Origin of the sequence: Peribacillus sp. NPDC046944 (genome assembly GCF_050272735.1) — a bacterium.
Lineage (GTDB): Bacteria > Bacillota > Bacilli > Bacillales > DSM-1321 > Peribacillus.
Genome location: NZ_JBNNML010000004.1, coordinates 15,825 through 40,919 on the forward strand (window position 1 = coordinate 15,825; position 25,095 = coordinate 40,919).

The following is a 25,095-nucleotide window of genomic DNA, read 5'->3' on the forward strand; positions in this document are numbered from 1 at the left end:
TGGAATTACCTTGGCTTTTTTCTTTTACGGGTTTATTCTAACTCTATGAAACTATGAAAAAAAATCGTAACTCACTTTATATTTTTTCACTTACACTAGTAGCGGCACTTGGTGGATTGCTATTTGGATATGATACGGCTGTAATATCCGGGGCGGAAAAATCCCTAGAAGCCTACTTCATTACGAGTTTAGGTCTCGGGTCTTTAGCCCACGGGGCAACGACCTCAAGTGCATTGATTGGGTGTATCATCGGAGGTTTGCTGTCCGGGATGATCTCAAGTAGACTCGGGCGTAAGAATTCATTAATCCTAGCTTCTCTGTTATTCTTTTTTTCTGCTTTAGGGTCCGCTTATCCGGAGTTTTTATTTTTCACAAAAGGCGAACCGACGCTAGCGTTATTGCTCACGTTTAACGTATATCGGATTATAGGCGGCATTGGAGTGGGTTTGGCTTCAGCAATCGTCCCTATGTATATAGGGGAGATTGCTCCTGCTGATATCCGAGGTAAATTGGTATCCTTTAATCAATTTGCCATCATTCTTGGGATGTTAGTCGTGTACTTCGTTAACTGGGCCATCGCTAATGGGCAATCAGTAGAATGGATCAATGACATCGGTTGGAGATACATGTTCGCTTCGGAAGCAATTCCGGCTCTATTGTTTGGTCTGCTCCTGATATTCGTTCCAGAAACACCACGATATCTAGCGTTGAAACATCAAAATGATAAAGCACTGGCAATATTAACAAAGATTAATGGAGCTGTTGAGGCAAAGTCCATTTTTAATGATATTAAACAAACGGTGAATGTATCCAGTGGGAAATTATTATCTTACGGTAAACTAGTAATCGTCATAGGCATTCTCCTATCTGTTTTTCAACAATTTGTCGGCATTAATGTTGCTTTGTATTATGCTCCGCGCATTTTTGAAAGCATGGGAGTAGGAAAAGATGCTTCGATGATGCAAACCATCATTATGGGAATTGTAAACGTTATCTTTACTGTTATTGCCATCATGAACGTGGATAAATGGGGACGAAAACCATTACTCGTAGTCGGTTCCATAGGAATGGCCATAGGAATGTTTGGAGTAGCAGGAATGGCGTACGCCAATGTGATTGGGATTAGCACGTTAGTATTCATTATTGTATATACGGCTTCATTCATGATGTCGTGGGGACCTATTTGCTGGGTATTGATTTCAGAAATATTCCCGAACAAAATTCGAGGCCAGGCTGTTGCCATCGCTGTTGCAGCCCAATGGATCGCTAATTACTTAATATCTGCCACATATCCTATGATGATGGAGTACAGTGGTGCTTTAACATATGGGTTCTATGGTTTAATGAGTGTTCTTTCGGCCATTTTCGTATGGAAGTTCATACCGGAAACGAAAGGAAAGACGTTGGAGGATATGGAAAATATCTGGACGAAATCGGCTTGACAATAAAGAATACGTTTCATTATGATGTGCTGGGTCCCAAAAGGATTTCCAGCACATTTTTCTAAATTGAATAGAGGATGGTGGAACATGAAATATGTCATCGGCGTGGATTTAGGGACGAGTGCGGTAAAGGTTTTATTGATGAATCAACAAGGAAAGGTGTGCGACGAGATTTCAAAGTCATACCCCCTCATACAGGTACAACCAGGGTTCAATGAACAAGATCCCAAGGGATGGATTGATAAGACGACAGAAGCGCTCAGAGAGTTAGTCAGGAAATTCGATGGGGACACAAATGACATTGAAGGAATTAGTTTTTCCGGGCAAATGCACGGTCTTGTTTTATTGGACCAAGAAGGGAATGTCCTTCGAAATGCGATTCTATGGAATGATACAAGAACAACGGAACAATGCCGTCAAACTTATGAATGTATTGGCGAGAAAAGGCTATTGGAAATCACAAAAAATCAGGCGCTTGAAGGATTTACCCTACCGAAATTGCTTTGGGTCAAGCAATATGAACCGGAAATCTATCATCAAGCAGATGTCTTCCTGCTGCCAAAAGACTATGTTCGTTATGCGATGACAGGAAAAATACATAGTGAATATTCCGATGCTGCCGGAACTCTTCTAATGGATGTGGCAAAAAAACAATGGAGCGGTGAAATGTGTGAACTTGTCGGTGTCGACGTAACACTATGTCCGCCTTTGGTAGAATCGAGTGAGTGTGTCGGAGAAATCACAGCAGACTTTTCAGTCCAAACGGGTTTGGCGAAAAAAACAAAAGTGTTTGCCGGAGGGGCCGACAATGCATGTGGTGCAATCGGGTCGGGCATCCTTTCCGAGGGGAAAACGCTTTGCAGTATCGGTACTTCTGGTGTGGTTCTCTCCTATGAAGAAAAGAATGACCGTGATTTTGGAGGAAAAGTTCATTATTTTAATCATGGTGAAGAAAATACTTTTTACACAATGGGTGTGACCTTATCTGCAGGGCATAGCTTAAGCTGGTTTAAGGATACTTTTGCAAGTGGGGAAGAATTCGATACGGTTCTGAAGGGTGTTGCTAACGTTCCAATAGGGGCAAATGGTCTATTATTTACCCCATATATATCTGGCGAGAGGACACCATATCCCGATGCGACCATTCGTGGAAGCTTTATTGGCATGGATTCTTCTCATAAGCGAATTGATTTTGCTAGGGCTGTCCTTGAAGGCATTACTTTCTCTTTGAATGAATCCATCGACATATTCAGAAAAAACGGGAAGTTGATCGATACGGTCATATCCATTGGTGGAGGAGCAAAAAATGAAACGTGGCTACAAATGCAGGCTGATGTTTTCAATGCGACGATCGTTAAATTATCAAGTGAACAGGGCCCGGCAGTTGGTGCTGCAATGCTTGCTGCATATGGTAGCGGCTGGTATGATTCGTTGCAAGCATGTGCAGAGGTATTCATTTCAGAAGAAAAGTCCTATAAGCCGATAACGGCTAATGTCGAAAAGTATGCCTTGCTATTTGATGTGTACAAAAAGGTATATAATCAGACAAAGGAACTGAATGAAGAGCTGAAGATTTTCCGCAATCATTAGTCTAGAATGAGCGAACGAGGTTAATTCTTCCAGGAAGAGGTATTCTTTCGCTTTATATAGAAGAAAAAATGAATAATCCTGAAAGAAGTAGCTGTCATTTGATAGCTACTTCTTTTTATGTGAAAGGATGGATATGTTTACATGGTATTGAAGCATCTTCCTACCCCCATACTACTATGGAAAATGAATACCGGAGGTCTGTCTTGAGAAAGATTTGGGGAATTTTCATAGATGATATAAAAAGTATTTATAAAAATTTATTTGTGTGTATCGTTATCATTTTTCTTATGTTGATTCCTTCCATTTACGCTTGGTTTAATATTGTTGCTTCTTGGGACCCATACGCAAATACGGGAGGAATCCTCGTAGGGGTTGCCAATAACGATAGGGGAGCGGAGTTGAATGGTGAATCGATAAATATAGGAGAAGAAGTGGTGCAAGGGTTAAAGGGAAATTCAGACCTTGGCTGGAGATTCACGACGGAGGAGGAAGTAATTTCAAAAGTGAAGAATGGGGATTACTACGCATCTATCATCATTCCAGAAAACTTCTCTGAGCATATAGCGACCATCATGACGGAGGATCCCATCAAGGCCGAAATCGATTATTACGTAAACGAAAAAATCAATAGCATCGCACCGAAAATGACGGCGGCAGGAGCCAATAGCATTGTGGACAATGTCAGCAAAAGCTTCGTTAAAACGGCCAGTGGAAGTATACTCTCCATTTTTAATGAACTGGGGATCACGTTGCAAAACGAGCTTCCGACGATCCAAAAAATGAAGAATATGGTGTACGTTTTAGAAGGGGAGTTGCCCGAGCTTGAACAAAGTATTAACACAGTCCATAAGCATGTGACTAAAGCTGAGGACATAATTGTAAAGGTCAACGATAGTCTGAAAACGGTAGAAAATATTACATCACAAAAAGAACAAATGGTATCCAATGTTTCCGTTTATGTTGATTCAGCTCAAGCGGCTTTTCATGCCATTAATCCACTCCTAGAAGATGACCTTGCAATAGTAAGGAGTGATAATGAATCGGTTATAGGAATAGCCGACCGATTGAAGGAGCAAGGTTTAACCGACGATGAAGTATATGAACTGACAGAAGAAGGAAGAAGTAGACTGAAAAAGGATAGGTACTTATTAGAAAGTATCTATAATCTATTGGTGAGGGTCAATCAGTTCAATGGGAAAAACGTGTTACAACCAGAGATATATTCCGTAAATGAGTTGCGCGAAAATACGTCAAACCAACTGCAGGCATTGAATGAACAAGCCTTTGATTCACTTACTGGTCATGGGGAAAGCAACCTTAGTGTATTGAACGAACTGCAAACCGATTATCAAGACGATACAGGGGTGAAATTTGAAAAGCTAGGGAATGAAGCACATGCACTTTTAGAAAAAGTGGAAATGACACTGGAGGAAGGGGGACAAGCCCTTCCTGAGGTTAAAGCACTATTGGGAGAGAGCAATCAAACCTTATTATCACGGACAGAGGAAATCGATAGGTTACAGAATAACTTTCCAGAGGTTGAGAACAAAATCCGAGGGCTTGCTAATAAAATGAGAGAGATAGACAAGAGTTATAATATCGAGGATGTCATTCGTTTTTTGCGAAATGATATTGAGAAAGAAAGTGACTTTTTTTCTGAACCCGTCCTTCTTAATCAACATAGTCTTTTCCCAATTCCTAACTACGGTTCGGCGATGTCGCCATTCTTCACAGCTCTTTCGCTTTGGGTAGGGGGGACAGTATTAATCTCGATACTGAGCGTGGATATTTCTCAACAAGTGTATAGTCCATATCAGATATATATAGGAAGGTACCTAATTTTCTTAATTATTGGATGCATGCAGGCATTAATCGTATCCATAGGGAATCTTCTTCTTCTCGAGGTATATGTTGCAGATAAATGGGAGTATGTCTTGTTTTCTGTATTGATTAGTGCAGTATTTACACTACTTGTATACACATTTGTATCCGTTCTTGGAAATGTAGGCAAAGGGATCAGCGTGATTTTGATGGTCCTTCAAATTTCAAGTTCCGGTGGGACCTTCCCCATTCAAGTGACACCGCCTTTTTTTCAACATATCAATCCTTTCTTGCCATTTACCTATGCCGTTAGCTTACTTCGTGAAGCTGTCGGTGGAATCACTTGGACTACTGCTACAAAAGATATTCTGGTGTTGTTACTCTTTATCTTGGTCACCCTTTTATTGGGTGTGATCCTGAAGAAGCCTTTTCACCGTCGAACACAAAAAATGAAAGATAAATTATATCGAAGCAGACTTTTTTAAATCATCCTTTGCATATGAAATAAAGAAAAGGTTTCTGGACGCAGGAACCTTTTTTTGTATACATAGGCAGTGGATTATTATTTTAAAATAGTCGATTTACCTATAGGGGAAGTTGTTTTTCCTTGTTCATCATATGAAAAAATAGATTTTACTAAAATATGTAGTATTGTAGTATATCTCCATAATTTGGTGAGTGGCAACAAAATACAAAAAAGTTAGAATTCTTGCATTTTTATAGTTGACAAAAACGATTGGATTAATCATTATTAAGGAATAATGTCTAGTCAATTAGTGTGATTTAAAAGTGGGGTGTCTCAGTGTATTTAACAGTAGACGGAATTGAAAAAAGCTTTATGAATGAAAAGAAAGAAAGTATAAAGGTACTCGATGATATCAATATAGAGGTTGAAAAGGGAAGCTTTGTTTCAATCGTTGGGCCGTCAGGTTGTGGCAAATCGACCCTTCTTTATTTAATAGCCGGTCTCGATAAAGCAGATTCAGGCGACATCCGGGTGGCTGGAAAAAAGGTTTCGAAGCCGGGACCCGAACGAGTGGTTGTATTTCAAGAAGCAGGGTTATTTCCCTGGTTGACGGTGCTTGAAAATGTCACGTACGGGTTGAAGTTGAAGAAAATGCCTAAAGAAAAAGCGAAAGAAAAGGCGTTGGATATTTTAAAAATGGTTCATCTTAGTCGCTATGTAGACTCCTATCCACATCAGCTTTCAGGTGGAATGAAGCAGAGAGTCGCCATCGCCAGAGCACTTGTGATGGAACCGGATATTCTATTGATGGATGAGCCATTTTCTGCACTTGATGAGCAGACGAGAATGGTATTGCATAAAGAGTTACTTGAAATCTGGAGAAAAACAAAAGTGACGATCTTTTTTGTCACGCATAATATTCGTGAAGCAGTTCAGCTTTCGGAGAAAATCGTAGTTTTTGCAACCCGACCGGGAAAAATCAAAGAGACGATTTCCGTTCCTTCCATGAAAGATGGGGTCATGCCGGATAGTGTGACGTTGAACACCGAACAAAGGGTATTATCGATTTTACAGGAGGAAATTGAAAAAGTGCTGAAGGAGGAAATGGGGAATGATTACAGCTTTAAGACGAATCATATTCATCGCGATGATAGCGGGGATATGGGAAGTCACATCTAGATTATCAAGCCTTCCGGATTTCATGTTTCCTAGCCTGACTCAGGTCCTTGAAACCCTGTTTAATGGAATAGTGAGTGGACAAATCACCGAAGCTGTCGGAAAGAGCATGGGACGCATCTTGATTGGGTTCACCATCGCCATCATTATCGGTCTTATTTTAGGATACTTCATTTGGCGTTATAAGCTTGTAGAAGATACGCTTGGTTTTGTTGTAACAGCCTTACAATCGATACCAAGTATCGTATGGTTCCCGTTAGCGATCATCTGGTTTGGCTTGAATGATTTTTCCATCCTTTTTATCGTTACCATCGGCGCGACCTGGACGATGACAGTCAATGCAACAAGCGGGTTCAAAAATGTGCCCCAGCTATATCAAAGAGTGGCTAAAACTTATGGTTCAAGCGGATTTCATTTCTTGAGAACCGTGATTCTGCCCGCATCTGTCCCACAAATCATTTCTGGTCTTCGAATCGCTTGGGCATTCTCTTGGCGTGCATTAATGGCGGGTGAGTTACTCGGAGGAGGCGGAGGTCTCGGGCAGCTTCTGGAAATGGGAAGATCGCTCGGTCAAATGGACCTGGTTATTTCCGTCATGATCATCATTGCGATTATTGGAACCATTGTAGATAATGTTGTTTTCTCCCGCTTGGAACGTAATGTTCAAGTTAAATGGGGAGTAAATCAAAGGTAGGTTAATAAAATAATAGGATAAGAGGAGAGAGACAGATGCTGAAAAAAACATTATTTACTCTTATTATGTCCGTATTGTTAATTGGAATAGTAAGTGGTTGCACAGAATCTTCGAATAACGAAGAAGGTAAAGATTCAGAAAAACAAACCGTGAATATCGGGTATTTCCCTAATCTGACTCATAGTGCAACAATCATTGCGCTTGAAAAGGGCTACTTTAAAGAAGAATTCGGTGAAGACGTAACCATTAAAACGAAAACAGTGGCCAACGGTGGGCTATTTATGGAAGCGATGGCTACGAAGGCTATCGATGTCGGAACAACCGGTCCTGGTCCGTTACTTAACTTTTACGTGAAAAATCCGGAATACCACTTAATTTCCGGGGCTGTAAACGGTGGAGCAGTTCTTGTGTCAGGTGAAAGCAGTAAAATTTCGGATTTAAAAGATTTGGACGGTAAAAAAGTTGCGATCCCTGTCATCGGAAGCACTCAGGACGTCATGCTTAGAAAGGCCCTTAAAGATGTTGGCCTTAAACCGACTACAAATGGTGGTACAGTGGAGTTATTTGCATCAGCACCTGCTGACACAGCAGCACTTTTTGTCCAAAAAACAGTGGATGCAGCTGCTACTCAGGAACCTTGGGGATACGTTTTGGAAAATCAAGCAAACGGGAAGCTATTGCTTAACTGGGATGAATTTGCTTGGGGCAAAGATTCACCAAACACAGTGGTGGCTGCAAGCCAGAAGTTCTTAGATAAAAAAGGTCTTTCCACTGCCTATTTGAAAGCCCACAAAAAAGCGGTTGATTTCATCCAAAACAATCCGGAAGAAAGCCAAGAGCTAGTCATTAAGCATCTTAAGGACTTGACTGGAAAAGAATTAAGCAAGGAAGAGGTGGCCGCTGCCTTTTCACGCTTGGAAGTGACAACGAATGTTAATGAGGACGTCATTCAGGAAATGGCTGATATTAGTAAAGAGGCTGGATACATTCCTAGCGCCGATATTAAAGGGATGATCGATTTATCGACTCTTGAAGAAGTATCGAAATAAAAACATAACGCCCGGGCCATATGGCTCGGGCGTTTCTCTTACGCTTCTTTCACCAACCAACTCAGGGACAAACTTGGTTCAAAGCGTGTATGACCTGATCAACTGCCTCCCAAGTAGGGATGTTCGCTCCGGACGCAAAGGGATGCCCTCCCCCATTAAACATGCGTGCAACTGAATCAATCGGGGTGTTTCGTGAACGGATCCTGACCCGGATTTCTTCGGGATATTCTATGAAGAACACCCAAATCCTCACTCCTTTTAACCCGGAAAGAGTATTAATTAAATTCGAGGCTTCGGTCCGGTCTATATCATACTTGCTTAACATCTCCTCAGTCATGACGAAGTAGGCTACCCCTTTATCGGTCCTCTTATAGCTCATCATAATATCCCTTTGAAGATGGGAAGAATGCTTGGTTTTTATATTCAAGAAGTTGTGGATTCTTTCTGGCTGAAAATTATACGACCGTAATATCGATGCGATTTCTAAAGTCCCGGGAGATATTTTGCCTTTTTGAAAATTACCGGTATCACCAATGATGCCGGTATAAAAGGCACGGGCAGCTTCTTTGTTTAATTTAAGGTCATCAGGGAAACCCAAACATAGGTCAACAAGCATCTCACTTGCTGAGCTGAAAGAAGGATCCACCCACGAAGGATCGCCGAAGGACTCTTGATCGGGATGATGATCGATCTTAATCAACCTTTTCCCCATTTTGTATCGTGAATCACTAATGCGTGAAAGATTAGCGGTATCGCACACAACCACTAATGCATCTCTATAAACATCATCGGGGATAACATCCATCCTTCCAATGAATTGGAGCCGACCTACTTCTTCTCCCACTGCATGAACAACCTTGGATGGATATGAGTGCTTTATCACGTGTAGAAGTCCGATTTGAGACCCCAGTGCATCCGGGTCTGGATTAAGATGGCGGTGAATGATGATCGTTGAATATTGCTTGATGGCTTCAACGATTTCTTTCTTTATATCGTCCACTGTTAAATCCCCCTTACCATTAATGGACTTGTCGAACTAAGCGTTTATATCTTTAAATTTTATAGACAGAAGGGGAAAGAAGCAAGGCCAGAGCTTCATTCTCCATACCTTTAGTGTAAAGGGGGAGGAGAACAACGATCATGATAAATTTGCGAACGATCAATATCCATAATCTGAATATAATTATTGCAAAATTCAAACAACTATCTTATACTTAATTTACCAAACCGATGACAGTGACTTACCTTGCTGCATGGCCGGCTTGTTTTAAAAGAGTATTTATAAAATTGACTTTGTTCACTTGATCTTCCTTTGTCGGAAGACAAGCCATGGATAAGAGTCAGTGAAACGTACAATGTAATCACATTGTTTGTTTTACTGGCTCTTTTTGTATATATCAACAATCGGAAAGGGGTGAGGTGATGAAAGGGGCCTTGGAAGGAATAAGGATCATTGACGTCTCTCGTGTATTGGCGGGACCGTTCTGCTCGATGATTCTTGGTGATTTGGGAGCGGAAGTTATCAAAGTGGAACATCATGAATCAGGAGATGAAACGAGAGGATGGGGTCCACCTTTCGCCGGGGGAGAAAGCGCTTACTATTTATGTGCCAATCGCAACAAAGAAAGTATGACATTGAATTTAAAGTCTGAACAGGGGAAAGAAATATTTCGTAAGCTAGTATCGACAGGGGATATTGTCGTTCAAAACTTCAAGGCAGGCACACTGGAAAAAATGGGTGTGGGATATGAACAATTAAAAGAAGTAAATCCTCATTTGATTATGGCGTCAATCACAGGATTCGGATTAACCGGTCCTTATAAAGATTTACCAGGCTATGATTATATCATTCAAGCGATGAGCGGCCTGATGAGCATCACGGGCGAGAGTGATGGAAGCCCCATGAAAGTGGGGGTGGCGATAGCTGATGTCCTGACAGGGTTATATACCTGTATTGGAATTTTATCAGCCTTGCATCATCGGAACAATACGGGGGAAGGTCAGGAGATCGACATTGCATTGATGGATTGTCAAGTAGCTTCCTTAGTGAATGTCGCCAGCAATTATTTGTTCAATGATATATCTCCTAAGCGAATGGGAAATCAACATCCCAATATCGTCCCTTATCAAGTTTTCCACGCAAGTGATGGGGAACTAGTCGTCGCTGTTGGGAATGATGAGCAATTTAAGAGATTCACGACGGTTTTAGGAAGGCCGGAATTGGCGGATCATGAGCCTTTTATGCACAATAAAGATCGTTTGCAGAATAAAGAGGAATTAATACCGATTATAGAAGCTTTATTAAAAAGCAAGACGAAGAAAGAGTGGAAAACGCAATTGGATATAGCCGGGATTCCTAATGGTCCTATTCAAACCATTGCCGAAATGTTCGAGGATCCCCAAATACAGGCAAGGGAAATGTTAGTGGAGATGGACCATCCAAAGGTTGGCAACCTAAGAGTGACTGGGTCGCCTTTAAAACTTTCAAAAACTCCGGTTATGATGAGAAAGCATCCACCGCTGTATGGGGAGCATACAGAATCCATTTTAGAAGAATTGGGGTATAGCCCGGAAGACATAACCAAATTCAAACAAAATAAAATTATTTAGGAGGAATTTAGATGATGAATTTCGAATTAACAGAAGAACAGAAAAGTGTAAAAAAAGTGGTAAGGAAATTTGTTGATAAGGAAATCATTCCATATATTCAAGAATGGGACCGACAAGGAGAGTTTCAGCCACATATTTTAAAGAGATTGGCTGAATTGCAATTGATGGGTGTGTGCATTCCTGAAGAATATGGCGGAGTCGGCATGGATTATAATACACTCGCCATCGTGTGTGAGGAATTGGAGCGTGGCGACACGGCTTACCGGACTGCGGTGTCCGTACATACCGGGTTAAATAGCATGACACTGTTGCAGTGGGGAACCGAAGAACAAAAACAGAAGTATTTAGTGCCACAAGCAAAAGGCACGAAGATTGGTGCTTTCGGCCTCACTGAGCCTAATGCTGGGTCAGACGTTGCAGCCATGAAATCAACGGCTAAACGAGATGGTGATTATTACATTTTAAATGGATCAAAAACATGGATTTCTCTTTGCGATTATGCGGACCATTTCCTCATTTTTGCGAAAACGGATCATGACCTAGGCTCCAAAGGAATTACGGCATTTATCGTTGAGCGTACGTTTGATGGCGTTGAATCGAAAGCAATCAAAGGAAAGCTAGGGATTCGTGCCGGTAATACAGGTGAAGTCTTTTTAACGGATGTTAAAGTTCCGGTTGCCAATAGATTGGGCGAAGAAGGGGAAGGGTTTAAAATTTCCATGTCTGCCTTGGACAATGGACGGTTTACGGTAGCTGCCGGCGCAGTAGGCCTGATTGGCGCAAGTCTGGAAGCGAGCTTAAAGTATTGCCATGAGCGCAGTACATTTGGTAAAGAGATCGGCAGGCATCAGCTTGTACAACAGATGATAGCCAAAATGTCAGCGAATTTAGAAATTGCTAGATTATTGGTCTTTAAAGCAGGGACTTTAAAAAATCAAGGAAAGCGAAATACACAAGAAACGTCACTTGCTAAATGGATTTCATGTGATGCAGCAAATGAAGCGGCGAATGATGCGGTGCAGATCCATGGAGCCTATGGTTATTCAGATGAATATCCAGTGGAACGGTTCCTAAGGAATTCAAAAGCTCCGGTCATTTATGAAGGAACACGAGAAATCCATACGGTCATGCAAGGAGAATATGCATTGGGATACAGACAGGATAAAGAACTTCGCAAGCAATTGCCTGCATGGCCATTTGAGCAGGTTTCTGTCCATTAATTACAAATAAGGAGATCAGATGATGAACACATATTTTATTGCAGGGCATGCTAAACTCCCACAAGGTATGGCGGCAAGAAATCTCTATGACTCCATCACGATTACGGTAGAACTGGACCTTAAATATGGCGTAATTGTCGATGCCTCCTGTACGCTTGCTACAGAACATGGCAGGGAATTCATCCGCCAGTTACTTCGTGGTTATTGTTTAAATGATGGAATTGATGAATTGATTGAACGCGTGCAATTGTATTATCGGGGGAAGGCAGGTCAAGCCATTCAAGCAGGTCTGAAAGATGTTTATGTTCAGTTCGAATTGATCTCCGTTAAATAAGGAATGAGATGGGTTTTCCAGGTTAGTAATCTGGTGAATCCATCTTTTTTAATGTAAGGGTATGGCACATTCAATGTTTAGGTTCATGCTTTCACTCAGCTACATATAAAACATTCATGGAGCTGTATGACTATGTAAAAAGAGGTGATAAAAAATCTATCACCTTTCAAAAATGGGTCTCAATGATCTATATTACTTCTGATTAATTGCCTGTAATCAGAATTTCCATTTCCAGTTCTTGTGGAAATCGAAAGAACCTTTGCCATGGAATCTGCGGTTCCTAGTGGAACGACGATTTCTGCTAGAACGACGGTTAGAGCGGCAAGTAGAACGGTTCCGGCTAGAACGACGTGTAGAGCGGCAAGTAGAACGGTTCCGGCTAGAACGACGGTTAGAGCGGCAAGTAGAACGATTTCTGCTAGAACGACGTGTAGAGCGGCAAGTAGAACGATTCCGGCTAGTGCGACGTTGAGTGCTGCAAGTAGAGCGATTCCGGCTAGTGCGACGTTGAGTGCTGCAAGTAGAGCGATTCCGGCTAGTGCGACGTTGAGTGCTGCAAGTAGAGCGATTCCGGCTAGTACGACGACGAGTACCACAAGTAGAGCGGTTCCGGCTAGTGCGGCGTTGGGTACCACGTGTTGAACGTCTAGTACTACGCTTTTTATTATTTTTCTTGTTTTTCTTATTCTTCTTCCGTGATGACCGGTTTTTTGAACGTGGGTCTTGGAATAGGAATTCATCTAACCCAAACGAATTCACCATTTCCACCGCTTTTTGAATTTCTTTAAATTTAGTTGACATACATTCATTCCCCCTTTTCACTAGCTAAAATATGCGGCTTGTACGAAAAGTGCTTATGGTAAACACACATATTTCCAAAATAAATTGATGGCTTTAGTGGCATCCTTCGTTTTTTTTCATAAAGTAAAATGAAAATGAAAGGGAAGGTTTTAATGAATACTGACAAGAATCTACCGGTTTACCATCTTTTTATTCCCCCTGTAAACTTAATCGAGCTTCGTAGGGATATTTGGAGTAATGACCCCGTCCCTGCAAAATTATCGATAGAAAAGAAAAAATTGGATATCGATATCGTTTATCGTGGCTCCCACATCCGGGGTTTCCGGAAGAAGTCCTATCATGTGGCTTTTTATAAACCGAGTATGTACCGAAAGGCTAAAGAAGTTCATCTGAATGCTGAATATAAGGATAAATCTCTGCTGAGGAATAAACTATCTTTAGATTTTTTCGCAGATATCGGAACTTTATCACCGAGGTCCCAATTCGTTTTCCTTAATCTTAATGGAAAGGATGAAGGGATTTATTTAGAATTGGAATCTGTGGATGAACATTACTTGAGGAATAGCCATTTGCCTGAAGGATCCATTTTTTATGCAGTGGATGGCGATGCTAATTTCTCATTGATGAGTGATTTGGATAAGGAAGTTAAGAAATCCCTGGAAATCGGGTATGAAAGAAAATGTGGGACAGCTCAGGATGATTTGTACTTACACGAGCTAATCATAAAAATCAATACGATACCAAGAGCGGACTTTGAGAAGGAAATTGGAAAGTACGTCAATGTAGAAAAGTATCTCCGCTGGTTGGCAGGTGTCGTTTTTACACAGAATTACGATGGATTTGTCCATAATTATGCTTTATACCGGAATGGAGAAACGGGACTTTTCGAAATCATCCCTTGGGATTACGATGCGACATGGGGCAGGGATGTAAATGGTAAAGTGATGGAAGAAGATTATGTTGGAATCAGAGGCTTCAATACATTGACCGCAAGAATTCTTGATATAGCTGCATTCCGTAAACGGTATCAAAGTCTTCTAAAAGAGATTATGAATAACCAGTTTAACGTGAGGTATATGGAACCCATCATTCATGAAATGCATAGCCTGATCAAACCATATATGCCAAGAGATAGATATGTCCGGGACAATATCGAGGCATTTGAGAATGAACCTAATTTTATTTTAAAATATATAGAGGCTCGGGCAAAATATATTCGTAGTCAATTGCATAAGTTAGATTAAATGAATAGTGTGAATTCGTTGGGGTTAGGCAAGGTTATTTTCCACCTTCCATTCTTACAGCAAGTGGAATGGTAACGTATTTATTAAAATAGCAGGAACACTGAAAAATCAGTATTCCTGCTATTTTTTTCATTTGCATTTCTATCCACTTACGGCTATGTTTGATAGAAAGATATAATCTTAAGTGATGAAGGATGGGAATAGTTTGAACAATGAAAGCCGTATACCGGCGTATATATATACTTTTACGTGCACTCCAGACGAACGTTCATTATGTAATATGGAAACGCGTTCGCTCTTTGGTTGTAAGACCGAAGTCAATATTTTAAAAAGTGACATCAAAATTGATCCGAGCAGAAGTCCTTTTATCAAGGGACGTGTCGATATTATGTACGAAGGGGAAAGCATATCTGAAATCGTTGAACAGGTAAAGCAACTTCCAATTACCGATTCAACATTTAAAGTCCTATTTATTAAAATAAATGATTTGAATATAGAAGACAAAATTGATTATGATGGACAACGTGCCATTGAGAGGGAAATTGGCTGGCATATCCAGAGTAAGGCAGATGTGCGCAATCCAGATCAAACTTATGGGATTGTGCCATTCGAAGGACGTTGGTACTTTGGGGAATTCGTCAAACCCGAACCGGTTTGGTTACATCATTTGAAGAAACCCCGTGAGTATTCAACGGCACTTAGTACCCGGGTCGCAAGAGCGATTGCCAATATTGCCGTACCACATCCAGAGGGGGTAAAAGCCATTGATCCATGTTGCGGAATAGGGACGGTATTGGTGGAAGCATTATCCATGGGAATCGATATTGTTGGTCGTGACATCAACCCTCTAGTTACGGATGGGTCTAGGGAAAATATTGCTTACTTCGGGCTGGAAGGCGATGTAACAACAGGACCGATTTCAGAGGTTACGGAACACTATGACGCAGCCATCATAGATATGCCGTATAATCTTTATACACATGCTACGCCGGAAGACCAACTTTCGATTCTTAAACATGCTCGTCGTTTTGCGGACAAGGTGGTTGTAGTAACCATCGATACGATGGATGATATGATTCATGAAGCGGGCTTTGAAATTGCGGATCGTTGTCTAGCGAAAAAAGGTGTATTTTCTAGGCAAATTGTGGTGTGTGTATAAAAGCCTCGTTGGATATGTAGAAGTATCCCTAATCAAGTTGTCTATTAAAGTTAATAGATAAGAAAGGAAGAGTGGTGCATACTCTTCCTTTTTTATATGTCTGTTATTCCTTAGCCATCAATCGAAAACGACCGAAATCATCGTGCTTATCGGCTGTTTTGTGTGAAGCAAATCCTTGCGTTCGATGGCATAGCCTCTAGGTTGCCAAGACCGGATGACCAGGATATTACCCTTATCTAGCGGTATAGTGAATCACATTTCCACTAGAGTATTTGTCGATTTTTCCTTGGTACTCCAAGTAATCTAAATGTCCGATGATCTCCGACATGACAAGTGGGAACTCTTTTAAATATTTTTCTTTGTAATAGTTTTTTGCTAACTCATTCCCTGTTGTTATTCCAGCTTCAATTAAAGCGAGGATTTTCTTGGATTTTGTTTCAATGTTACGGAGCCTTTTTTCTATTAATGGACCTGCTTGATAGATGATGTTTCCGTGTCCAGGGTAAAGGATATCCACCCCTAATGCCAAACAGCGCTCCAACGATTCAATATGGTCTACTAGAGTCCGCATCCTTTGGCCGTTTTCATCGGGCTCCACCAATGCATTACTAGAGATATGTTCAATTAATAAGTCTCCAGCAAGAAGTCGGTTCTCGCTTTTATCAAGAAAGGCAATTTGGTCTGGTGCATGACCGGGAAAATGAATCACTTCAAAATTTAATAATTGGTTTTCCTTAATCTCGATGATTTCACTATTGATTTTTTGATCTTTGTTATTATTGACGGCATTGAATAAATAGGCCACTTGTTTATCTCCAAGTTCCCCACAGCCCATCTGAACGTAAAGTCGTTTATAGAACTCAATCCTCATGCTAAGAAAATCCGGATCTCGCTTTAACCTTGGTATGGATTTAGAGTGAGCATAAACAGGAATCGGGTGAGGCTCAGTGATACGGTTAACGAGTCCCACGTGATCCCCGTGATGATGGGTCAGGAGAATCTCTGTAATATCTTCAAGCTTTAGGCTATTTTCCTCTAATGTGTGTTGTAAAGCGTCCCAACAAACATCATCATTCATGCCAGCATCCACCAGCGTAAGGGACTCATTCTGTTCCACTAAATAAAAGTTTATACTTTTCAATGCGAGTGCACTTGGCGCTATAACTGGGTGAATCTTAAGTGTTGACCGGTTTTTCATGAGCATCCCTTGTTCCCCCTGAAATGAATGAACTTTTGGAAGGAAGGTTTATTCATTTATGCTGTATCAATGAATCACTCAAGCTTATAAATGAATGAACGATCCTTAAAGTTCAATTTATTAATAAACGATAGTTATACCTTTAGCTTACTATTTGTTTTATTTAAAGTAAATTCTGAAAAATGAAACATTTATATTGTAATAGCAAGATAATTTTCCTGAATCGCTTATCGTACTGGTGGATTTTTTTCTATAACTAAATTTACCTTTTTTATATTTTTATGTAAATTAATCTTCTCGCCATGCAAGTTTTAGTATATGGTTAATTTAACAGATTGGATGGGCATTATTCCATGTAAACTAAAAGGTGATAATCGGAATGACAGAAGAAATGAGGGCATGTATGGATCAAGATAAACAAAGGCTCAGTATTGCGGCTGCAAGACTATACTATGAATCGGATTATAGTCAACAAGAGATTTGTGCACGCCTTGGCGTGTCGCGACCAACGGTTTCTAGGTTGTTGCAATATGCGAAGGAGCAGGGCTACGTAAGTATACACATTAAAGACCCGTTAGAAGATGTGGACGAACTCTCAAAACAGTTAAAGGAACGGTATGGATTGGATCATGTAAGCGTTTCATATTCCCCACTTAATGAGTATGAGGAGATAACTAAGCATATCGGGCGGACTGCCGCCGAATTTTTACACAAAATCGTAAAAGACGGAGATATCATCGGCATTACCTGGGGTACCACATTGTTTTCAGTGGCCTCACAACTTAAAAGCAAGCGAGTGAAAGGTGTAGAAGTAGTTCAGCTAAAAGGCGGTGTAAGCCATTCGTATAGCCTTACTTACGCCGCTGAAGTTGCCAATCTATTTGCCGAAGCTTATTATACGGTCACCCGCTATTTACCTTTACCTGTTATTTTCGATAAGCCAGAACTTAAGCAGATGGTTGAGGAAGATCGGCATATAGAACGGATCATCGAAATGGGTAGACAAGCGAATATTGCATTATTTACGGTCGGTACGGTCAGAGATGATGCTTTACTTTTTAAACTTGGTTATTTAAGTGAAGGGGAGAAAGCGGATCTCCAACGTACGGCCGTAGGTGATATTTGTTCTCGTTTTTTTGATGAAGAGGGGAACATCTGTAATGAAGTTATTAATAGCCGCACAGTGGGCATTGATTTAGAAGAATTGCAAAAGAAAGAAAGAAGCATTTTAGTTGCTGGAGGCGAAGATAAGATCAAAGCCATCCAGGCAGCATTAATCGGAAAATATGCTAATACCCTCATTACAGATCAATTCACGGCTAAAGCTCTATTAGAGTGTTAAAAGATAGAATATATGGTTGGCGCCTAAAAAGCGCTGACCTTATTTTTTTATGTCTATAAACATTTAGTTGAATAAGTTGTAAAAATATTTGAACAAAATTTCAAATTAAAATTTACATATGTTCCACATCGTGGTATTATTTGGTTGTGAAAGCGCTTTTTTATTGAAAAATCAAAAAAGATAAAAAATTATAGTGAAAAATAATAGGATAAGGGGCCGTTAAAAATGAATAAGGCTAAATTAATTGACCATACACTACTGAAAGCTGACGCAACTGAAAAGGAGATTGTTAGATTAGCAGAAGAAGCCAAGGAATACGGTTTTGCTTCCGTTTGCGTGAATCCACAATGGGTGTCACTTGCAGCGAAAGAATTAAAGGGAAGTGACGTAAAAGTTTGTACAGTCATTGGATTTCCTTTAGGCGCGTCTACTACAGCAGTAAAAGTATTCGAAACGCAAGACGCTATTTCAAACGGCGCAGAAGAAGTAGATATGGTAATCAACATTGGCCTCTTGAAAGCTGGCAATGATAATGCAGTTGAAGCTGATATGAAAGCGGTTGCTAATGCTGTACATGGAAAAGCTCTTCTGAAAGTGATTATTGAAACATGCTTATTGACAGAAGAGGAAAAGGTCCGTGCATGTCAGCTGGTCGTTAATGCTGGAGCTGATTATGTTAAAACATCCACCGGATTTTCTACGGGAGGTGCCAATGTCGAAGATGTAATGTTAATGAGAAAGGTCGTTGGACCGAATTTAGGTGTAAAGGCATCTGGAGGAATTCGGGATAAAAACGATTTAGAAAAGATGGCTAAGGCGGGAGCTACTCGTATTGGCGCGAGCTCAGGTGTCAAAATCATGCAGGGGGAAGCCGTTAATGGAGGCTATTAATTTAGATAGCTAGTCCCTCGTTTGAAAACCGAATGCAATTGGACTCATTAGTGGGTAAATATCAGTAGGGGTTCTTACTTGAATAAGGAGATTACAAAAATGGCAAAGACAAAAATAATTCAACTGTCGGATGGATACCTTAATCGGACTCCTATTCTACAATTCATTCTCTTATCCACATTATTTTCCATGTGGGCAGTGGCAGCTAGTTTGAATGATATATTAATTACTCAGTTCAAAAGTGTGTTCGAATTAAGTGATTTCGCTAGTGCTTTAGTACAGAGTGCTTTTTATGGAGGCTATTTCTTGGTAGCCATTCCAGCTTCGATGGTTATTAAGAAGACGAACTATAAGTTTGCCATCATAACAGGATTATGCTTCTATATCATTGGATGTTCTTTATTCTTCCCAGCGTCACACTTGGCGACATATACTATGTTCTTGTTTGCACTTTTTGCTATTGCAATCGGTTTAGGTTTCCTTGAAACGGCAGCCAATACCTATAGTTCCATGATAGGTCCCAAGCAATATGCGACGCTCCGCCTGAATATTAGCCAAACGTTTTATCCCGTTGGATCTATTTTAGGGATTTTGCTAGGAAAATATCTAGTTTTCCAGGAAGGCGAAAGTCTTCATGTTCAAATGTCCAAAATGTCTCCTGCAGAAGCACAGGCTTTTGGAATCGAGATGTTACAGCATACACTAGAACCATATAAATATATGATTTTCATACTAATCGGAGTGCTGGTGATATTCCTCTTCACTAAATTTCCAACATGCAAACCGGAAAAAGTCGAACAAAATGGCACTAAACCGGCTCCAAATATCCTAAAAGCGTTGAAGCACCTGGCTGGAAATAAACGATTCCGAAATGGAATCATCGCAGAATTTTTATATGTGGGAATGCAAACCACGGTTTGGGCTTTCACGATCAGGTTAGCCTTACATCTAAATCCACATATCAATGAAAGAACTGCTTCAAACTTTATGATTTATAGTTTTATAGGATTTTTCATTGGGAAATTCATTGCAAACTTTTTGATTGCTAGATTTTCGTCTTCTAAAATCTTGGTCATTTATGCAGTTTTCGGATCAGCTTTATTGGCTTACGTGGCAGTCGTGCCGAATATGACTGCTGTATATGCGGCAATCGTTGTTAGTATGCTTTTTGGGCCATGTTGGGCCACGATTTATGCAGAAACTCTAGCTGTAGTTGATAAGCAATATACTGAAGTGGCGGGTGCCATCTTAGTAATGTCCATTGTAGGGGGAGCCGTTATACCGGCTCTTCAAGGGTTAGTGTCAGACACTTTGGGATCAATGCAATATGCGTTTGTCGTATCCATGCTATGTTTTGTGTATATAGGCATTTACTTTTATCGAGAAATGAAAAGGTCTGCAAACATGAAAAAGGATGCAGAACAAACAAGCGAATTAATTTCTTGAAAATTAGGTTCGAGCTTTGCTTATGTCCTCAATTATATCGGCAATCATTTTTGACAAACTCAGTAAGCATAATAAGAAAAGAGGCAGGGGGCCCTTAAATGAACTCTGGATGTAACAGGGTTTCCTAAGGGGACCCTGTTAGCTGTTATTCGAAGGAAGGAAGGAAGGATAAGTATGGTAGGAACGATTGAACTACAAAGAGGATTCTTCAAAGAAAACCCTACAGTATTTTTTAGAAGTACCGAGTTTACTGTTACTTTATTTCGTTATCCATCTGGAGTTGAAGCGATAGAAGTGACAAATTCCCGTGGGAAAATGGTGGTTCTTCCTTATTTAGGTCAAATTGTTTGGGACTTAGTTTTTGATGGAATTGAACTGAAGATGAAAAATATGTTCACTCAACCGAAACAAGTAGATGAAATTGTCGATACATATGGATGTTTTGCTTTTCATTCCGGTTTGATTAGCAATGGCTGTCCAGGACCTGAGGATGATCATGTCTTACATGGTGAGATGGCCTGCGCGAATATGGACCATGCCTGGCTGGAGGTTACGGAAAATAGTGTGAAAATTGGTGGATCGACAGAATACATAAAAGGGTTTGGCCATCATTATATCGCTAAGCCAAGCGTCAAGATGATTGCTGGGGAAGCCAACATCGAAATGGGCATGTACGTGAAAAACTTATCTGGCACAGACATGCCTCTACAATACATGTGCCATACCAACTACGCCTACCTGGATCATGCAGTAATGAAGCAAAACATTCCTAATAGTGCGTTTGAGTTACGTGCCTCCATCCCTGACCATGTGAAACCTACTGAAAAGTGGTTGGACTTTAATAAAGAAATCCGTGTAGGCAAGGAACCTATATCGATTTTGGACCGTCCAGATATGTATGACCCGGAAATTGTTTTCTTTATGGATGGATTGAGTAAGCATCAGAAAGAAGCAAGTTTTGAAATGACTTCGCCGGAAGGAACTACTTTTTTCACCACGTTCTCTACGGATGAATTTAATTATGCGACAAGATGGTTACTGTTTAATGAGGACCAGCAGGTTGGAGCATTTGTATTGCCCGCTACATGCCGGCCTGAAGGGTTTTTGGCAGCCCAAGATTCAGGAAGCTTAATTAAGTTGGCCTCAGGTGAGGAAAGATCATTTACAATTGTAACTGGAAAGAAATAAGGAGGAAATAGAATATGGATATAGCAGTTATCGGATCCAATATGGTGGATTTAATTTCATACATTGACCAAATGCCAAAAGAAGGGGAAACCCTCGAGGCACCAAGTTTCGAAATTGGGTGTGGTGGAAAAGGAGCCAACCAGGCAGTGGCCGCAGCCAAAATGGGCTCTAAGGTCATGATGCTTACTAAAGTCGGAGATGATCTATTTGCAGATAATACGATTAGCAATCTAGAACGTTATGGAATAGATACTGAATTTACAAGTAAGGTCCCGGGAACATCAAGTGGTGTGGCACCGATATTTGTGGACCCACAATCGAGGAACCGGATATTAATCATCAAAGGAGCAAATGAATATCTTGTACCCGAGGATATCGACAACGCGGGGGAAAAGCTGAAAAAGTGTTCCTTAATCATTCTTCAATTGGAGATCCCCTTACCAGCTGTTTATCGTGCCATTGACTTCGGTAAGGAGAATAATATACCGGTTATATTGAATCCTGCTCCTGCCTCAAAAGAGTTGAATTTTGATTACGTTTGCAAGTGCGATTTCTTCATTCCTAATGAAACGGAACTGGAGATTTTAACCCAGATGCCAGTAGAAACGGATCAACAAGTGCAGGAGGCAGCTTTAACCCTTATCGAGCAAGGGGTGAAAAATGTTATTGTGACACTTGGAAGCCGTGGGGTGATGTGGGTTACAAAAGAAAAAGTGGAACGGATCGATGCATATGAAGTCGCCGCCATTGACACTACTGGAGCCGGAGATTCATTCATCGGATGCTTCGCCCACTTCTTTGTCAAAAATGGAGATATCCTTCACGCCATCAAGATGGCCACTGGATTTTCTGCCTTGAGCGTAACAAAACGCGGAACGCAATCCTCTTATCCAGATCAAGACCAGTTAAAGGGATTTTTTGAGAAACAGGTTTGAATATCATAGTATTAGGGGTGCTTCCACAATTGTTGGAACACCCCTTTTTACGTTCGTGTGGAACGAGATGGGTAGAGATAAGATAAGTATAAATGAATAGGTAGAGAAGGAGATTAATGTTCAATTATCGAAATTGTAGATATGTACGTAAAAAGTACATAACTATCAATCTGTAAGTAGGAGGGCTATTTATGAAACCTAAAGTGTATATAACGAGAAAAATGCCAGACCAAATCGTGAATGGCCTAAGTGAAAAGTTTGAGGTAACGATGTGGCAAGATGAAACGACTCCGGTTCCTAGGGAGGTCCTGGAAAAAGAGATAGTGGAGGTTGACGGTCTATTTTGCTTGTTGACGGAACAAATCGATGAATCCTTGATGGAGAAGGCGACTAACCTAAAAATCATTGCGAACATGGCTGTGGGGTATAACAATATTGATTTACAAAGCGCGACAGATAAAGGAATCATGGTGACGAATACACCGGGGGTTCTGACGGAAACGACAGCGGACTTAACTTTTGCCTTGCTGCTTGCAACGGCCAGAAGATTGGTAGAGGCGACAGGTTATCTCAAAAGTGATCAATGGAAAACATGGTCCCCGATGCAGTTGACTGGACAGGATGTACATGGCGCAACGATAGGAATCATCGGATTGGGAAGGATCGGTAAAGCCCTGGCGAAAAGGGCAAAAGGATTTGATATGAATCTTGTATACTATAATCGTAGCCGTAAACTTGAAGAAGAAAAAGAGTTGGGAATCGAGTTTGTATCACTTGAAGAGCTCCTTAAGATTTCGGATTTTGTCTGTGTCATGGTGCCACTCACTTCCCAAACTAGCTATATGATCGGTGCCGAGCAATTAGCCTTAATGAAAAAGACGGCCGTACTCATCAACACGGCAAGGGGCGATATCGTCGATGAAAGGGCATTGTACCAGGCTTTGGTAAACCAAGAAATTTGGGCTGCCGGCTTGGATGTATTTGAAGAAGAACCGGTTCCTTTAGATCACCCTCTCTTGACCCTACCTAATGTGGTGACACTCCCACATATCGGCAGCGCCAGCATCGCCACGAGAATGAAAATGGCAAGCCTTGCTGCAGAAAACTTGATGGCAGGCCTGACGGGCGCCCTTCCTGGCAATCTAGTGAATCCAGAACTAACAAGTGTGCAAAAAGGGAGAGGACATTCATAATGGAATTGAAAGAAACCATATATACTAGCAATAAAATGCCGACAACAAAAAAACTATGGATGGCACTTATGCTCGGTTCTTTTGCGGCAATCGGGCCTCTGTCACTTGATATGTATTTGCCTGGTCTACCAACACTTGCAGATGATCTGCAAAGCAGTACGTCTTTGGCTCAGCTCAGTTTGACCGCTTGTTTACTAGGATTGGCATTAGGACAAATATATTTAGGCCCCCTGAGTGATGCGAAGGGGAGACGGACCCCGTTAATCATCTCTTTGTCGATTTATAGTGTGTCTTCTCTGCTATGCGCCTTTGCTCCCTCCATTGAAATGCTTTTATTATTACGGTTCATCCAGGGAGCTGCAGGTGCTGGGGGAATTGTCATTTCCCGGGCCATTGTCCGCGATCTTTTTTCTGGTACGGATTTGACCAAATTCTTTTCCATGTTAATGCTTGTGAATGGGGCGGCACCGATTTTGGCACCGGTTTTAGGAGGGCAACTGCTACAATTTACATCTTGGCGGGGAGTTTTCATCGTCATTTTTGCTCTAAGTGTTATTATGGTTGCCGCTGCTTTTTGGGGGATAGAGGAAACACTCACACCAGACCTACGAAGTACAGGGGGCATAACCAATACAATACGTACATTCGGTGATTTACTGAAAAATCGTGTGTTTATGGGATATGCACTTTCTCAAGGGTTTGTAACGGCGGCTATGTTTGCTTATATCTCAGGTTCACCTTTTGTACTTCAAAATATCTATGGTATTTCTCCGCAAACATTCAGCCTGATCTTTGCGATGAATGGGATAGGGATCATTATTGCATCCCAGACAACTGGCAGACTGGCTGGGAAGATAAAAGAAGAAAAACTCCTACAAATAGGGTTGGGCCTTGCGTTATTTGGCGGGATTATTCTGCTCATGTCCATCATTCTGGGAGTTGGAATTGCGGGAATTTTAATTGCTTTATTTCTATCTGTCTCGAGTGTCGGGATCGTGGGAACGACAAGTTTCGCATTAGCTATGCAGGACCAGGGGAAAACGGCAGGGAGTGCCTCGGCTTTAATCGGTCTTCTGCCTTTCGTACTAGGTTCGCTCATGGCCCCTTTGGTGGGGATTGGTGGAGGTGATTCACCTCTGCCTATGGGAATCGTGATGGTAAGCTGTCATGTTATTGCCATGTCCTCTTATCTATTTATCGCCCGAGGCAGTTTGAGAAAAGCTGTTGCATAAGGAAAGTGGCCAACCCTCTATTTGAAAAGTTCGAAGTAAGAGGGATGGCTCTTTAAGAAAACAT

General features: G+C 41.1%; 21 protein-coding genes and 1 pseudogene. 18 read left to right on the forward strand and 4 right to left on the reverse strand.

What is annotated here, in order from left to right; all coding sequences use genetic code 11:
- Positions 1-53: 53 nt before the first annotated feature.
- From xylE to ACQKIC_RS08350, 6 genes are all read left to right on the forward strand, one after another.
- A complete protein-coding gene (gene xylE / locus ACQKIC_RS08325) occupies positions 54-1,442 on the forward strand; it encodes a D-xylose transporter XylE (protein WP_427590999.1) in 1,389 nt (462 codons plus the stop codon).
- A gap of 87 nt (positions 1,443-1,529) precedes the next feature.
- The gene (gene xylB / locus ACQKIC_RS08330; RefSeq protein WP_427591000.1) at positions 1,530-3,032 is read left to right on the forward strand and encodes a xylulokinase; all 1,503 of its coding nucleotides are present in this window, start codon (positions 1,530-1,532) and stop codon (positions 3,030-3,032) included.
- Between the two features lie 203 nt (positions 3,033-3,235).
- Entirely contained in the window at positions 3,236-5,338 is a 2,103-nt protein-coding gene (locus tag ACQKIC_RS08335) for a YhgE/Pip family protein (RefSeq protein ID WP_427591001.1), read from the forward strand.
- 317 nt (positions 5,339-5,655) lie between these two features.
- Positions 5,656-6,498, forward strand: coding sequence for an ABC transporter ATP-binding protein (locus ACQKIC_RS08340; RefSeq protein WP_402955924.1), 843 nt, complete (start codon positions 5,656-5,658; stop codon positions 6,496-6,498).
- Positions 6,431-7,189: an ABC transporter permease gene (locus ACQKIC_RS08345; protein ID WP_402867835.1), complete on the forward strand. Its 759-nt coding sequence runs from the start codon at positions 6,431-6,433 to the stop codon at positions 7,187-7,189. The genes ACQKIC_RS08340 and ACQKIC_RS08345 overlap by 68 nt, the downstream gene beginning before the upstream one ends.
- A 35-nt stretch (positions 7,190-7,224) precedes the next feature.
- The gene (locus tag ACQKIC_RS08350) at positions 7,225-8,238 is read left to right on the forward strand and encodes an aliphatic sulfonate ABC transporter substrate-binding protein (protein WP_427591002.1); all 1,014 of its coding nucleotides are present in this window, start codon (positions 7,225-7,227) and stop codon (positions 8,236-8,238) included.
- 61 nt (positions 8,239-8,299) lie between these two features.
- Here ACQKIC_RS08350 and ACQKIC_RS08355 read toward each other — a convergent pair whose 3' ends face one another.
- A complete protein-coding gene (locus ACQKIC_RS08355) occupies positions 8,300-9,238 on the reverse strand; it encodes a DHH family phosphoesterase (RefSeq protein WP_402867837.1) in 939 nt (312 codons plus the stop codon).
- A gap of 422 nt (positions 9,239-9,660) precedes the next feature.
- Between ACQKIC_RS08355 and ACQKIC_RS08360 the strand changes: the two genes are divergently transcribed.
- Genes ACQKIC_RS08360 through ACQKIC_RS08370 form a run of 3 tightly spaced genes read left to right on the forward strand, consistent with a single transcriptional unit; the run spans position 9,661 to position 12,402 of the window.
- Positions 9,661-10,848 (forward strand): CaiB/BaiF CoA transferase family protein, encoded by a 1,188-nt coding sequence (locus tag ACQKIC_RS08360; RefSeq protein WP_427591003.1) that lies wholly within the window; start codon positions 9,661-9,663, stop codon positions 10,846-10,848.
- 14 nt (positions 10,849-10,862) lie between these two features.
- Positions 10,863-12,068 (forward strand): acyl-CoA dehydrogenase family protein, encoded by a 1,206-nt coding sequence (locus ACQKIC_RS08365; protein WP_407406997.1) that lies wholly within the window; start codon positions 10,863-10,865, stop codon positions 12,066-12,068.
- A gap of 22 nt (positions 12,069-12,090) precedes the next feature.
- Positions 12,091-12,402: a DUF3870 domain-containing protein gene (locus tag ACQKIC_RS08370; RefSeq protein WP_402987507.1), complete on the forward strand. Its 312-nt coding sequence runs from the start codon at positions 12,091-12,093 to the stop codon at positions 12,400-12,402.
- 179 nt (positions 12,403-12,581) lie between these two features.
- On the opposite strand, the gene ACQKIC_RS08375 is transcribed toward ACQKIC_RS08370, so the two are convergent.
- Together ACQKIC_RS08375 and ACQKIC_RS08380 are read right to left on the reverse strand one after the other, a co-directional pair.
- The gene (locus ACQKIC_RS08375; protein ID WP_427668620.1) at positions 12,582-13,142 is read right to left on the reverse strand and encodes a hypothetical protein; all 561 of its coding nucleotides are present in this window, start codon (positions 13,140-13,142) and stop codon (positions 12,582-12,584) included.
- Between the two features lie 7 nt (positions 13,143-13,149).
- Positions 13,150-13,203: pseudogene (locus ACQKIC_RS08380) on the reverse strand (hypothetical protein); the annotation flags it as partial.
- A 152-nt stretch (positions 13,204-13,355) separates the two neighbouring features.
- On the opposite strand from ACQKIC_RS08380, the gene ACQKIC_RS08385 reads away from it, so the two are divergent.
- Both ACQKIC_RS08385 and ACQKIC_RS08390 read left to right on the forward strand, forming a co-directional pair.
- Positions 13,356-14,447 (forward strand): CotH kinase family protein, encoded by a 1,092-nt coding sequence (locus ACQKIC_RS08385; protein ID WP_427591004.1) that lies wholly within the window; start codon positions 13,356-13,358, stop codon positions 14,445-14,447.
- Positions 14,448-14,634: 187 nt separating this feature from the next.
- On the forward strand, positions 14,635-15,606 hold the full coding sequence (locus tag ACQKIC_RS08390) for a TRM11 family SAM-dependent methyltransferase (protein ID WP_402867854.1): 972 nt from the start codon (positions 14,635-14,637) through the stop codon (positions 15,604-15,606).
- A 232-nt stretch (positions 15,607-15,838) separates the two neighbouring features.
- Here the strand turns inward: ACQKIC_RS08390 and ACQKIC_RS08395 are convergent, their stop codons facing one another.
- On the reverse strand, positions 15,839-16,810 hold the full coding sequence (locus tag ACQKIC_RS08395; protein WP_402987515.1) for an MBL fold metallo-hydrolase: 972 nt from the start codon (positions 16,808-16,810) through the stop codon (positions 15,839-15,841).
- 397 nt (positions 16,811-17,207) lie between these two features.
- Between ACQKIC_RS08395 and ACQKIC_RS08400 the strand changes: the two genes are divergently transcribed.
- The 7 genes from ACQKIC_RS08400 to ACQKIC_RS08430 all read left to right on the forward strand — a co-directional run bounded on the left by ACQKIC_RS08400 (position 17,208) and on the right by ACQKIC_RS08430 (position 25,031).
- Positions 17,208-18,146 carry a sugar-binding transcriptional regulator gene (locus ACQKIC_RS08400; RefSeq protein ID WP_403123819.1) on the forward strand — a complete coding sequence of 313 codons (939 nt, stop codon included), beginning with the start codon at positions 17,208-17,210 and terminating at the stop codon, positions 18,144-18,146.
- Positions 18,147-18,371: 225 nt separating this feature from the next.
- Positions 18,372-19,037: a deoxyribose-phosphate aldolase gene (gene deoC, locus ACQKIC_RS08405; RefSeq protein ID WP_427591005.1), complete on the forward strand. Its 666-nt coding sequence runs from the start codon at positions 18,372-18,374 to the stop codon at positions 19,035-19,037.
- A 99-nt stretch (positions 19,038-19,136) separates the two neighbouring features.
- On the forward strand, positions 19,137-20,483 hold the full coding sequence (gene fucP, locus ACQKIC_RS08410; RefSeq protein WP_402867857.1) for an L-fucose:H+ symporter permease: 1,347 nt from the start codon (positions 19,137-19,139) through the stop codon (positions 20,481-20,483).
- A gap of 174 nt (positions 20,484-20,657) precedes the next feature.
- Positions 20,658-21,671 carry an aldose 1-epimerase family protein gene (locus ACQKIC_RS08415; protein ID WP_402867858.1) on the forward strand — a complete coding sequence of 338 codons (1,014 nt, stop codon included), beginning with the start codon at positions 20,658-20,660 and terminating at the stop codon, positions 21,669-21,671.
- Positions 21,672-21,685: 14 nt separating this feature from the next.
- Positions 21,686-22,606, forward strand: coding sequence for a ribokinase (rbsK, locus tag ACQKIC_RS08420; RefSeq protein WP_402867859.1), 921 nt, complete (start codon positions 21,686-21,688; stop codon positions 22,604-22,606).
- A gap of 191 nt (positions 22,607-22,797) precedes the next feature.
- Positions 22,798-23,799, forward strand: a complete 1,002-nt coding sequence (locus ACQKIC_RS08425) for a 2-hydroxyacid dehydrogenase (RefSeq protein WP_427591006.1) — start codon at positions 22,798-22,800, stop codon at positions 23,797-23,799.
- Complete coding sequence (locus tag ACQKIC_RS08430; protein ID WP_427591007.1) at positions 23,799-25,031, forward strand: multidrug effflux MFS transporter; 1,233 nt, start codon at positions 23,799-23,801, stop codon at positions 25,029-25,031. The genes ACQKIC_RS08425 and ACQKIC_RS08430 overlap by 1 nt, the downstream gene beginning before the upstream one ends.
- Positions 25,032-25,095 lie beyond the last annotated feature (64 nt).